The organism is Bacteroidia bacterium, assembly GCA_023228875.1.
In the GTDB taxonomy this organism is placed as follows: domain Bacteria; phylum Bacteroidota; class Bacteroidia; order NS11-12g; family UBA955; genus JALOAG01.
Window position 1 is genome coordinate 97,373 of sequence record JALOAG010000005.1, and the last position, 13,738, is coordinate 111,110.

Consider the following 13,738-nt stretch of genomic DNA (forward strand, 5'->3'; position numbering starts at 1 on the left):
AACTCCAAAAAACGCCTCCCCGTTTCTCTTTGAGGGCTGCAAATATAGAATTATTTTCTTTTAAAAAAATCGTCTTTTAAAGTTTCTTTAATTTCTGATTTCATAGTAATATTGAACTCTCATAACGCTATGGATAAGCAAGTAGATTTTAAGTTTAGAGATATTAAAACTTATGGTTCAACCGAATGGTTGGCAAATAATACCAAGAAATACCGTTCTGTTTTTGATGAACAAGAAGCATCTTATATATACTGCGAGTTTTCGTTTTTCAATAAAAAGTTTGATGTAGATGACTGGAGCATTAAACTCCAGTTGAAATGTTTGGATGCTAATGATAATGAAGTCTGTGATTTGAATTGTGATAGAACAGTTGACAAACGCGACCCTGTTGTGTATGTTAGAGAAGGCTGGGGGGTGAAAACACCGGGCACATATTGGAAATCCGGAAATTATAGATGGGAAGTTTGGTCTGATGGGGTGTTAATTGGTACTAAATCTTTTTTTATTGAAAAACAGGGAGTGGTTAAAGATGGATTGAATCCTTACTTCAATGTAACATCTGTTAAATTATATGAAGGACCGGATGCCAACATGAAGAACACTGACCGAAAGTATTATGTAGTGTTTAATGCGCTTTCTACACGATATATCTGGGTTGAGTTTAATGCAGATAATTTAGTTAGAAAATCTTCTGATTGGGCGTGTGAATTAACCTTTAATTTTAGAACAAACACGGGATATACAAAGGGTACTGTTACCAAAATTTTATTTGTAAAACCGGATGATGAAGTAATTAGTGCAACAGTAGGCTGGGGCTCTGATTTGTTGGGCACTTGGGGACGAGGTAGGTACTATGCGGAAATTGTCTTTATGGATGAATTAGTAGCCTCAATTCCCTTTGAAGTTGGAGATGATTATATAGAAGCGTCACCTGACGACTTTGTACCATTTCAGCAAACAGGGTTTATAATTGAAGAAAATGAAGAAAAAAAGGAAAGTGCGCCAAAAGTAAACGGTGCCCCTCAGAGTCTCGAAGAGATTATGAAGGAAATGGATGGGTTGATTGGGTTGGATAGCATCAAGACTAAAATCAGAGAATACAGTAATTACTTAAGGTTTATTTCTCTAAGACATGAGAAGGGATTTAAAGACGAAGAAAAAATCAACCTTCATGCTGTATTTAAAGGAAATCCGGGTACAGGAAAAACCACGGTTGCCAGAATGTTAGGCAAAATTTACAAAGAGTTAGGGTTGTTGAAAAAAGGACATGTGCATGAAGTGGATAGAGGTGATTTAGTGGCTGAATTTATTGGACAAACTGCTCCTAAGACTAAGGAGGCAATTAAAAAAGCTAAAGATGGAATTTTGTTCATAGATGAAGCATATTCTTTAGCACGCAAAGATGACGATAGTAAGGATTTCGGTAAAGAAGCTATTGAGATTTTGCTTAAAGAGTTAAGTGATAGCAGTGATATAGCTATTATTGTTGCAGGCTATCCGGCAGAAATGGATATATTCTTGACTTCGAATCCGGGGTTAAAATCAAGGTTTAATATGATTTATGACTTCCCTGATTATGTGCCTCAAGAGTTGATTCAAATTGCAGAATATGCTTGTGCAAATAGGGGGGTTGAGCTAAGTGTCAAAGCAAAAGAAGATCTTTACAAATATTTGGTTGAAGAATACAGAAAGAGAGATAAATTCTTTGGCAATGCAAGATTGGTAAACTATTTAGTAGATGAGTTTAAAATGAATCTTGGGTTAAGGATAATGAAAACCGACAAGCCGGATAAGTTAACCAAGGAAAATTTGTCAATGATTGAATTGGAAGATGTGGAAAAAGCATTTCAGGTGCAAAAGGGCATTTCGGCAGATATTCCCATAGATGAAGATTTATTGAAAGAAAGTTTAACGAAGTTAAAATCAATGATGGGATTGGAAGAGGTGAAAAAGAGTATTGAGGAGCTTGTTAAATTAGTGCGTTTCTACAAAGAGTCAGGAAAAAATATCCGAGAAACATTCTCATTACATTCAGTATTTCTCGGTAATCCTGGTACAGGTAAAACTACGGTGGCACGAATATTAGCACAGATATACAAGGCGCTTGGTATTCTTGAAAGGGGACATTTAGTTGAATGTGATAGACAGAGTTTGGTAGGAGGTTACATAGGACAGACTGCAATAAAAACAACTGAAGTAATAGATAAATCCATGGGAGGTGTGCTGTTCATTGATGAAGCATATTCCTTGACAGAAGGAGGGGCCTCGGATTACGGTAAAGAAGCGATTGAGACCTTGCTCAAACGCATGGAAGACCAACGTGGTCAATTTATTGTTATTGCTGCCGGCTATACACAAAACATGGAAAGATTTCTTGAAGCCAATCCAGGATTGAAATCAAGGTTTGACAGAGTATTTATGTTTGAAGATTTCAAACCGGATGAGTTATATGAAATTGCTGAAAATCAACTTGCCGAACATAATATAGTGCCGAATGAAGCTGCTGCTAAACATTTGAAGGATTATATTGCATTTGTATATAAAACCAAAGATAAGTATTTCGGAAATGGTAGAGAGGTCAGAAAAATTATTGAAGAAGCTATCCGTAATCAACATTTGCGTCTTGCAGAAATGCCTAAAAACAAAAGAACAGAAAAAACTTTGCATCAATTAGTAATGGAAGATTTAGCGGAGTTCTCGCTTGATAATAAACCTAAACAAAGAACAGGTATAGGATTTAGATGATAACTTCGACTCAATTTACCATTGCTGTTTTTGGTCATCATATCAACCTGATTGAGTTGATATTTTTATCACTTGCACTGTTTTTTGCATGTTGGCAAATAGCCTTACACTATCTTTATTTTCTGAAGTTTACTCAATTTCAATCTTCAAAAAGAAATATGCATAATTCACAGGCGGTGTCTTTGATTATTTGTGTAAAGAATGAAAAAGAGAATCTTAAGATAAATCTTCCTGCCATATTGGAACAAGATTACCCAAATTTTGAAGTAATTGTTGTGAATGATGCATCTTGGGATGGGACAGAAGAAATTTTAGCCTTTTTCACTGAGCAATATTCTCATTTGAGAGTTGTAGAAATTAAGGAAGATATAAAGCGTATTGCAGGAAAGAAATTTCCTTTGACGATGGGTATTAAAGCAGCTAAAAATGAAATACTCTTATTAACAGATGGTGATTGCAGACCTACGAGTAAGCATTGGATTGCTAAAATGGTATCGCCTTATAACGATCCCAAAATTGAAATTGTATTAGGGTATTCTCCTTATCGCTATAAAGCAGGACTTTTGAATTTATTAATTAGGGCTGAGACTTCGCTAACAGCCATGCTTTATTTGTCTTTTGCATTAAAGGGAATACCTTATATGGGTGTTGGTAGGAATCTGAGCTATAAACGCGAATTGTTTTTCAAACACAAAGGCTTTGCAAGCCATCACCATATTCCATCCGGTGATGATGATTTGTTTGTAAGAGATGCAGCAACGTCAACAAATGTTGCGGTTGTGTTATCGCCTGAATCTAGGATGTTGAGCGAACCTAAGCTCACATTTAAACAATGGTATATTCAAAAGAAACGTCATCTCTTTGTGGGAAGGTTTTACCATTCTGACATAAAGCGCAAACTCACTTCGTTCTCAGGTTCACATTTCTTTTTTTGGATTGCTGTACTTGGACTTTGTTTTTTCTCTTCTCAACTTTGGATTCCAATTGCCATAATACTTGGAAGGTGGATCTTACAAGCTCCTATTGTTGCTCTTTCGTTCAAAAAATTGGGACATAATATGCTGGCTTACTTAATGCCCTTGTTAGACATTGCTTTTTTGTTTTATACAATCTTTGGAGGCTTGGTATATTTATTCAGTAAGAAACCTAAATGGTAAACTACATGAACTTGCTTGAAAAATATATTGCACTGAGTAATGATCAATTGAATCGCTTACATGCTTTTACTGAATTATTACTTGAGTGGAACCAAAAAATCAACCTCATTTCGCGAAAAGACACAGAACATATAATAGAACGACATATCCTTCATTCATTGGGAGTTCATGTGTTGGAGAAAATTAAACCCGGTTTTGATGTGCTGGATGTTGGTACGGGAGGAGGCTTGCCCGGTATTCCATTGGCAATTATTTACCCTAAAACAAATTTTGTGTTGGCTGATAGTATCCAAAAAAAAATCAGGGCAACTTCCGATATGGTTAAGAAGCTGGATTTGCCGAATGTTACTTGCATTAATGCCAGAGTTGAAACGCTGCAACAAAAATTTGAAATTGTTACAGGGCGTGCTGTAATGCGATTGATTGATTTCCATAAGTTGACACATCATTTATTACTAAAAGACGGTACATATTTGTTGCTCAAAGGAGGTGATTTGTCCGATGAGATTAAGGAATATGAAGGTGTTTCAGGGTTAAAAGTAAAATTGCACGATCTTTATAAAAGTTTTCCTGAGTCCTTTTTTCAAAGTAAATTTGTGTTGGAAATAACCAACAAGCGATGATTCCCATTCTAAATTCTGAACAAATCAAAGCAATAGATATCTATACTATTGAGCACGAGCCTATTGCTTCGGTTGATTTGATGGAGAGAGCGGTTGATAGACTTTTATCCCATTTTTTATATTTAGAAAATAAGAAGATTCATGTCATTTGTGGAACAGGCAACAATGGAGGTGATGGGCTTGTGTTGGCTCGCAAATTGTGGCACAGCATGGTTCATTGTAGGGTAACTATTGTTGATTTTGGAAATAAACATTCTGAAGATTTCTCTATTAATCTGATTCGTTTGCAACAAAAAACGGAGGTGAATATTTCTGTCATTCATTCACCAATGAAACTCAAACTTGAAGCAGATGAAATTTTAGCTGATGCAATATTTGGCAATGGGTTAAAGAAGGTGTTAACCGGAGACTACCTAACGCTTATTCAGATGATTAATCAAAGTAAAGCAGAAATTTATAGCATTGATGTACCCTCCGGATTGCTTTCAGAGAATGAAACTCCATATGACGCTTTTGTTCATGCAAACAAAACTCTTGTCTTGGAGATTCCACGTCCTTCATTATTCAACCCAATGAATCAAATTGACTTTGAATTAGTTGAAATAGGTCTTCACAAAAGCTTTATACTTCAACAGTCAACCAATCAATTTGTTATAAGCGAAGAAGATGTGAAAATATATCCAAGAAACCGATTTGCCTTTAAAAACTCATTTGGGCATTTATTGGTTGTAGGTGGAAGCAAAGGGATGTATGGCGCACCGGTTATTAGCGCAAAAGCAGCATTTAAATGTGGGGTTGGGCTTGTAACATGTCTTGTGCCTGAACAAGGAGCACAAAGTGTACATAGTCATTTGATGGAAGCAATGGTGCTCGATTGCGGAATGTATTATTTAGAAGGGAGTCTTCCGGAAATAACTAAATACAATGCAATAACAATTGGAATGGGCATTGGGCAGGAGAAGCGTACTTATGAGTTTTTGGTTGAATTATTAAGGACAGCTAAGACACCATTTGTGATTGATGCGGATGCCTTGAATTTATTGGCATTGCATAAAGGAGTTAAAAATATTCCTTTAGGGAGTATCATAACTCCTCATCCAGGGGAGTTTAAGAGGCTTGTAGGAGAATGGGGTTCAGAATCAGAAAGATTGGAAAAACTTCGTGATTTAGCAGCAACCACAGAAAGTATTGTAATACTTAAAGGAACATATACTGCCATTGCAGTACCTGATGGGCGTGTTCTTTTTAATACTACAGGCAGTGTTTCATTGGCAACAGCGGGCTCGGGCGATTTGTTAAGCGGAATGATTGGTTCTTTTCTTGCACAAGGATATACTCCATTAGATGCAGCTATGAGAGGAGTTTATTATCACGGGAAAGCCGGAGGACATTTCCAAGGTGTTCCCGTTAGAGCCGAAGAGATTATAAATGCAATTAGGTTTTGAAATATTTTATTGTAGTGAAATTGGACTCAAGTACAAGTCGTAATGCAAATATTACTACTTATTCAGTGATTTCAATTGTCTTATCAAAAGGTCGATAGGTGTAACTAATAACACCGCCTTTTGACGTTCCTGCAATTGTTTTGTTTTCAACTTGTCTTTGTAAATATACATTACCGGGTCCGATAGGCAAATTTGTTTTTGCTTGTACACCCATTACAAGTGTGCTAGTACCGGTGGCATTTGTGTAAAACAACGCACTTTTATCCCATGCATAAGTTCCTATATACATACCTACACTTTGGTTTGCAGAAAGTGCCGAACCAACCCATGAAAACGTTTCTGCTTTGGATTTTACAATGGTGTCAAAATCATTTGGGAATTCAATAGAATCAATTCCGGTAGGTATAGTATTTGTGAATACTTTTCCATCTGTGTTTGTATAAACAAAAGTACCGGTGGTAATGTTTCCGGCAAATTCTAAGTGATGTGCATTCCAGATTAGAGAATAAGGCATTTTTTGTCCGTTGAAAGTAACGTTTGCCCCCGTACTGTCCACCAGTTCTAATAATGTTCCTGTAGGATTGCCAAATCTGAAACGTGCAATAACATGGGTTTTGTCATCATTCTGGTTGTAATATACATTGTATTCCGTCCAGATTTTGTCTTGATTGACATCTACAGAGTCTTCTTTGCTACACGAAGTCAAACACAGAGCGATGAAGCCGCAAACGAAAAATAAGTAGTTCAGTTTTAAAGAGTAGAAGTTCAACATTGATTTTAGATTGTGTTTCATAATTTTTTGCGTTAAATGGAGTGAATAATATTGGTTAAGATCGCTTATTTGCAAACACAAAGATAGAAAATGAACATATTCGGACATGTCCTATCATCACAATTATGAAAATGTTTGTGCAAACAGAGTGAACTTTGGTCATTCAAACATTTTATAACACTTACAATCTGTTAGATTATGGATATAGCAGAGATGATAATAGGAGAGTAAGAATAGTTTAATACTGTTCTTTGTTATTAGGGAAATCTTTGGTTTTTACGTCTTTTATATAGTGTTGAATAGCCTCGGTAATGGTATCGAACAGATTGAGATATCGTCTCAGAAATCGAGGGCTGAATTCTTTGTTTATTCCTAACATATCATGGAGTACCAATACTTGTCCATCAATTCCACCACCTGCTCCAATCCCGATTACAGGAATCTCAATGGATTTTGCTACTTTGATTGCTAATTTATTAGGTATTTTTTCTAACACAATGGCAAAGCAACCAGCATCCTGCAATGCTTTTGCATCACTCATGAGTTTTGCTGCTTCCGCCTCTTCTTTTGCACGTACAGCGTATGTACCGAATTTGTATATAGATTGAGGTGTCAGCCCTAAGTGTCCCATAACAGGAATCCCTGCGGTAAGAATACGTTTAATTGACTCTGTAATTTCTTCACCTCCTTCTATTTTCACTGCATGTCCACCAGACTCTTTCATAATTCTGATAGCACTATTTAATGCTTCTTTTGAATTACCTTGATATGAACCAAAAGGCAAATCCACAACCACTAATGCGCGTTTAACCGCACGAATAACGGATGATGCATGGTAAATCATTTGATCTAAAGTAATGGGCAGTGTGGTTTCGTGTCCCGCCATAACATTAGAGGCAGAGTCACCTACAAGAATTACATCAATTCCTGCTTCGTCAACAATGCGAGCAAGTGAATAATCATAAGCAGTCAGCATAGAAATGGGTTCGCCTGCCATCTTCATTTCTTGCAAGGTGTGGGTGGTTACACGCTTTGCTTCTTTGCCTGGGTAATGACTCATAGTGTAATATTTGGTGCGAAGGTATCATTTCCGCCCCAAGTTACGTATGAATAATAAATAATTTACTAAAGGTTTAACAAATTATTTCTGGTCACCGGCAGATGACAAACGGGTATAGCCAATCAATTCGTCATATCTTAAAAACTGATTCTTATGGTAAATAAGAATGTTATAGTCATTCTCGGTTTGATAGAAATTATTCTCGGTGAGTGATAAATTGATTGATTTATTATTTTCTTTGGACGGGGTTACAAACCAATAGGAATAATAACCTTGTTTGAGCATTGCTTCGCAATAATACAAGTTACGTACTTCATCATAAACCATCTTGAAATCATCTTTCATTTCCCAATTGGTTAATTCTCCAAAGATATAAATAGGTTCATCAAGCTTGCCACTTGGATTAATGTAGTAAAACTCAACTTTTACGTAATCAGAACTAATATTAGGGTCGCGTGTCCCTGCATCTTTATTATCTAAAACAACTTTTCCATTGTAATCTATATATTGCAGATATGGTGTCGCAATTCGTGTTTTCTCTTTAAAGAGTTGTGCGACAGGTCTATTGTATTCATCAAAAAACTTACGACTGACACTCGGGCTCATGGTGCGCATACTGCGAATATCAAAATAGCGAAATTCATTGCCACCCCAGAAATTATTTTCAGAAGTATAATTGTAGTCCAATTTGCCGGCATTAACAAATCTGGGTTTCAATCCATAAATTGCAGTAGTCCAATTTGTGTTTTGCAAAATCACCGCATTGACATCAATCATAGGATTGGGTATTTCATAGTTGTCAAAAGAAACAGTAAAATTGATTTGTTGTTTTTTAAGACGATTCTCTACATCACTTGAACGTTCTACTTTGGCATCGATTGTGAAAATTTCATCCAATACCAAGAATCGTTGTGTAAGAATAATGTCATTTTCATCATAATTTCTAAACACTACCAGCAGATAATTACCGGATACTTTAGGGAGCATTTCTTGTGTTGGAAATGTTAGAGAATAGTGAATATAGTTGATATAAGTGTTTTGAGAAAACGAAAAGGATTCTATATTGCCAAATTGATTTCCATTAATGTAATCGAAATAATGGATGTCAGAAGGCTCCCAGTTAGCGCTGCAATGAATGAATTTGTATTGATAAAAGTCATTATCACTTCTTAAATCGTCAAATCTAAGAGTAAGCGCACCCATAGGTGAGGAGAGTTTAACAATCGGGATGCGTTCTTCTGAATTTGTTTGTTGAAGAATCACGGTTTGAATGGCTTCTTCATACACTTTGTTCTTGTATTCCAACGGAACTTTTGCAGCCTGAGTGTTTGCCAATTTTAATATTAAAAACGGCACTAATAATAGGTATAGATTTTTCCTATTCATTGTTTCAAAATTACTCAAATGTTAGTAACGTCTCAAAAACCTTCTCATATTCCTGAGCAGCTTGGCTTATTTCTACTTCTAATTTCTTATAGTAATTTGACTTTTCAAGCATTTCACCTTCATGAATAAGGTTCTCGGGTGTGCTAAGCCATTTTTCAATATTTGCTTTTTCTGATTTCAATCTTTCTAATTCTGATTCGAATTCAGCCAGTTTTTTTTCTAACTTTTTCTTTTCATTGAGCAAATCTTTTGCCGTATTGTCCGTATTGATGTTTTCTTTTGGCTTTGAAATGTTTTCGGTCTTTGTTGTGTTTTGAGTATTTGATTTCTCACGAATATTCTCTTCCCAGTATTTGTATTCAGCATAAGACCCTAAGTACTCTTTGAGTTGGTGATCTTCAATCCACCAAATTTTATTTGCAACCCGAGTAATAAAATGCCTGTCGTGAGAAACAAAAATAGCGGTTCCTGTATAGTTATTCAAAGCCTGCACCAATATATCGGTTGATTGCATATCTAAGTGGTTGGTCGGCTCGTCCAGTAGAAGGAAATTTGCTTCTTGTATCAGACACTTGGATAAAGCCACACGTGCTTTTTCTCCACCTGAAAGGATTTTGATTTTTTTGAAAACATCATCACCGGTAAATAGGAAACAACCTAAAACAGTTCGGAGTTCCATTTCAGTTTTTGCAGTTCCCATACTGTCTAATTCTTGTAATATAGCATTGTTTACATTCAGTGCTTCCAATTGATGCTGCGCATAAAATGATTTGATAACATTATGTCCGGTTTCAACTTGCCCTGAATATGATTCTTCGCCTGCTAAGATTCGTAAGAGCGTAGTTTTACCTTTCCCATTCGCTCCTATCAAAGCAATTTTATCACCTCGGTTAATAGCCCCTTCGGCATTCTGGAGGATTATGTTGTCTCCATAAGACTTGGAAAGGTTATGGAATCTTTTTAATACTTTTCCTGAATGTTGTTTAACCTTAAAGTCGAGATTGATTTTAGACTCAGGATTTTCAATTGCTTCAATGCGTTCTAATTTGTCAAGCAATTTCATTCTGCTTTGAGCCTGAGTAGCTTTTGATGCTTTGGCTTTGAACCTTTCTATAAATCGTTCTTGCTGTTTAATAAATTGTTGTTGGTTCTCAAATTGCCTTTGTTGCAAGTCTTCACGTTCTTCTTTGGATGAAAGATAGAAAGAATAATTACCCGGGTATAAATAGAATTTACCATAAGAGATTTCTGCAATGTGATTAACCATTCTGTCAAGGAAATAACGGTCGTGTGATACAACAATTACCGCACCTTTATAGTTCTGTAAATATTCTTCTAACCACATGATGGAAGGCAAATCCAAGTGGTTTGTAGGCTCATCCAGTAACAAAAGTCTGGGTTGGCGCAGTAGAATTTTAGCAAGCAATACTCTCATTCTCCATCCTCCTGAAAACTCACTAAAAGGTCTTTGTAAATCTTTAGTGGCAAATCCCAAACCTTCTAAAACTTCTTCTGTTTTATGTTTAATGTTGTATCCGTTAAGGCTTTCAAATCTATGTTGAACATCCCCTAACCTTGTAAGGATTTCTTCGCTGGAATCGGTTTCTAATTTTGTGTAGAGTGCATGTAGTTCTTCTTCTAATTTAATAACATCTGAAAAAGCCTCTAATGCAACTTCGTAAATTGATAGAGAATATTCTAAAGAAAGCAAATCTTGGTTTAGAAAACCAATAGTGCAATCATTGCTTTTATTTAAAATTCCCTCTGATGGGGTATAGTCTCCGGCAATGATTCGCAGCAGTGTAGATTTGCCGGCTCCATTCAATCCGACTAAACCTATGCGCTGTCCTTCAAATATTTGCCAATTTACATCTTTGTATAAATACCTGCCTCCAAAATGGAAGCCTATATCTTGTAATGAAATCAAGGGTTAAACTAAGTAATGAAATAAAAAAATTATGGTAATGAGTTTTTGAACTGTTGATAACGTTCAACAAACCTTTGTCCCTCTTTGCTGCCCATGCTTTCCCACTCTTTTGTAATAGCCTCTACTCGATTCTCAGGGTTGGGATGTGTACTCAAAAATTGTGGTCCGCTGGAATTGCCATTGGCTAACAGTTTTTCAAAAAAACGTGCTGCACCAAGAGCGTCATAGTCGGTAGGATAGAGGTAGATAACAGAATATTTGTCAGCTTCTCTCTCTGCATCTCTGCCATAGGCAAGTTCTTTAAGTCCAACGGCAACACGAGCTAATGCGCCTTTGTCTTGACCAAATACAATATCCAACAATAATTGAAGTCCATATTGTCGGGTCATAGCAGTGGTCGAATGTCTTCTGTCTGCATGGGCAATTTCATGTCCCATTACACCTGCTAATTCATCCTCTGACTCAAGGTATTTGATTAATCCGGTATAAACATAAATATATCCGCCAGGAGTGCAGAATGCATTAAGAGTACTGTCGTCATTGATAATATGGGTTTCCCAAACAAATTTGTCTTTATATTGAACTTTGCCGCTGTTCAGAATATTATCGGTAATTCTCTGTAAATGAGCATAAGCGTCAGAATATTTATTAGGATCTAATAACGGGTAATCTTGTGGACTGGCAGCTATTTCTTCTGAGACTTGTTTACCTAACTCAATATCATCGTCTAATGAAAATATATTGATTTTCTTATCTTTACATGATTCAACAGAAATAGTGGTAGTAATGAGTACCAGTGATAATGGGAGAGTCCATTTAAAGAATGAGGTCTTCATTGTGAAATATTTTAGGGGTGCAAAGTTATGTTTTAGTGATTAAACTTCTAAACGCATTTAGCAGGTTGAATAAATGTTTTTTTAGACGAAAAAATTACAAGCCTTGAAATATTAAATATAATCATATTTATTTGCCGTAATGAACTTTGAATAGGATGAAGTTTCTACTGTACATATTTGCAATGTTTATGCTTCTTTCTTGTGCAAAGAAAGAACCGGTAGATATGATCATTCACAATGGAAATATTCATGTAATGAATCAAAGTTTAGATACAGTAGATGCCCTCGCAATTAAAAATGGACGCATCGTTGCCATTGGATCTAACATTAATATACTCAAAAAGTATACGTCATCTCAAGTTATAGATGCTAAGCAAAGAGAAATTTATCCCGGGTTGCATGACTGTCACGCTCATTTATTAAGTTTAGCAAGACAAGAAATGACAGTTGATTTGCGAGGAACTCTATCATATTATGAATTAATTGCCCGACTGGAAAAATACCAAACCAAAGCTCAAAGAGATATTATTATTGGACGTGGATGGGATCATACACTGTGGGGGGAGACAGAGTTTCCTGATAATGACAGGCTCAATGAATCGTATCCTACTACTCCGGTGGCGTTGACTCGAATTGATGGACATGCAATGTTGATTAACAAAGCAATGATGGATTATCTTGGGATAACCCATCACTCAAAAATCAAAGGAGGCGTGTATCTAAAAAAGAAGGGAAAGTTGACAGGGATATTGTTGGATAATGCTGTGGATGAAGTTAATAAGAAGTTACCTAAGCCCAACAAAGCACTACTGGCAAAAAAATTTTATGAAGTCCAAGAGTTATTACTGGCACATGGGATAACTACCATTCACGATGCCGGACTTGATGATGAAGCGCGTGATTTTTTTATTGAACTTGCAAATCAAAAGAAACTCAAAATAAACATTTATGCAATGCTTTTTCCCACACAGGGTAATATTGAGTTTGCGAAGCAACATGGGCATTATGTCAATGGTCGTCTAACCATTAGAAGTTTTAAAATGATTGCTGATGGTGCACTTGGTTCAAGGGGCGCTTGTTTGATAGAACCGTATTCAGACGATATACATAATCATGGTTTGATGGTAAGTTCTTATGAAGAATTATTGTCAAATTTTGAGATTGCCAAACAATTAAATTATCAAATGAATACGCATTGCATAGGAGATTCTGCAAATAGGGTAGTACTTCAATTGGTAGATTCGCTCATGCGCGGAGTTCAAGACCATAGATGGCGCATAGAGCATGCACAAGTTGTTCATCCGGGTGATGTAAAGTATTTTCGTTCTTCAGGATTGATTCCTTCGGTTCAGCCAACCCATGCTACGTCTGATCAGCGATGGGCAGAAATTAGACTTGGCAGACAGCGAATGTTATCTGAGGCGTATTTATACAAATCTTTACTTGATACACGCGGTATGATTCTTTTTGGTACAGATTTTCCGATAGAAAATTATGATCCATTTTTAACAATATTTGCTGCTACTGCACGCAAAAATTCGGATAACGAACCTGCGGAGGGTTTTATGCCTAAAGAATCAATCTCATTAGAAAAAACTATGCTTGCAATGACTGCTTGGGCTGCCTATGGTTGTTTTACCGAGAAGGAATCAGGAACATTGGAAGTTGGTAAAACTGCTACGTTTGTAATATTAAATTACCCCTTGGCAAATTTCAAAGAATTTCATAAAAATTCATCTTGGATGACTTTTATTGACGGGCAAATTGTTTTTAAAAGACAACTATAA

10 protein-coding genes are annotated in these 13,738 nt (G+C 36.2%); 5 read left to right on the top strand and 5 right to left on the bottom strand.

The genetic code is table 11. The annotated features are described in order from the left end of the window. Positions 1-129: 129 nt before the first annotated feature. Genes M0R38_07040 through M0R38_07055 form a run of 4 tightly spaced genes read left to right on the top strand, consistent with a single transcriptional unit; the run spans position 130 to position 5,970 of the window. Positions 130-2,745, top strand: a complete 2,616-nt coding sequence (locus tag M0R38_07040) for an AAA family ATPase (protein MCK9481497.1) — start codon at positions 130-132, stop codon at positions 2,743-2,745. Next, entirely contained in the window at positions 2,742-3,902 is a 1,161-nt protein-coding gene (locus M0R38_07045; protein MCK9481498.1) for a glycosyltransferase, read from the top strand. The genes M0R38_07040 and M0R38_07045 overlap by 4 nt, the downstream gene beginning before the upstream one ends. A gap of 5 nt (positions 3,903-3,907) precedes the next feature. Next, positions 3,908-4,525 (top strand): 16S rRNA (guanine(527)-N(7))-methyltransferase RsmG, encoded by a 618-nt coding sequence (rsmG, locus tag M0R38_07050; protein MCK9481499.1) that lies wholly within the window; start codon positions 3,908-3,910, stop codon positions 4,523-4,525. Next, positions 4,522-5,970: an NAD(P)H-hydrate dehydratase gene (locus M0R38_07055; GenBank protein ID MCK9481500.1), complete on the top strand. Its 1,449-nt coding sequence runs from the start codon at positions 4,522-4,524 to the stop codon at positions 5,968-5,970. Before rsmG ends, M0R38_07055 begins: the two co-directional genes overlap by 4 nt. A gap of 58 nt (positions 5,971-6,028) precedes the next feature. On the opposite strand, the gene M0R38_07060 is transcribed toward M0R38_07055, so the two are convergent. From M0R38_07060 to M0R38_07080, 5 genes are all read right to left on the bottom strand, one after another. Then, a complete protein-coding gene (locus M0R38_07060; GenBank protein MCK9481501.1) occupies positions 6,029-6,763 on the bottom strand; it encodes a hypothetical protein in 735 nt (244 codons plus the stop codon). Positions 6,764-6,980: 217 nt separating this feature from the next. Continuing rightward, positions 6,981-7,802, bottom strand: a complete 822-nt coding sequence (panB, locus tag M0R38_07065) for a 3-methyl-2-oxobutanoate hydroxymethyltransferase (protein MCK9481502.1) — start codon at positions 7,800-7,802, stop codon at positions 6,981-6,983. 81 nt (positions 7,803-7,883) lie between these two features. Further along, positions 7,884-9,188 carry a DUF5103 domain-containing protein gene (locus M0R38_07070; protein MCK9481503.1) on the bottom strand — a complete coding sequence of 435 codons (1,305 nt, stop codon included), beginning with the start codon at positions 9,186-9,188 and terminating at the stop codon, positions 7,884-7,886. 10 nt (positions 9,189-9,198) lie between these two features. Continuing rightward, a complete protein-coding gene (locus tag M0R38_07075; protein ID MCK9481504.1) occupies positions 9,199-11,115 on the bottom strand; it encodes an ATP-binding cassette domain-containing protein in 1,917 nt (638 codons plus the stop codon). 29 nt (positions 11,116-11,144) lie between these two features. After that, positions 11,145-11,951, bottom strand: a complete 807-nt coding sequence (locus tag M0R38_07080) for a M48 family metalloprotease (protein MCK9481505.1) — start codon at positions 11,949-11,951, stop codon at positions 11,145-11,147. Positions 11,952-12,106: 155 nt separating this feature from the next. On the opposite strand from M0R38_07080, the gene M0R38_07085 reads away from it, so the two are divergent. Beyond that, positions 12,107-13,738 carry an amidohydrolase gene (locus tag M0R38_07085; GenBank protein MCK9481506.1) on the top strand — a complete coding sequence of 544 codons (1,632 nt, stop codon included), beginning with the start codon at positions 12,107-12,109 and terminating at the stop codon, positions 13,736-13,738.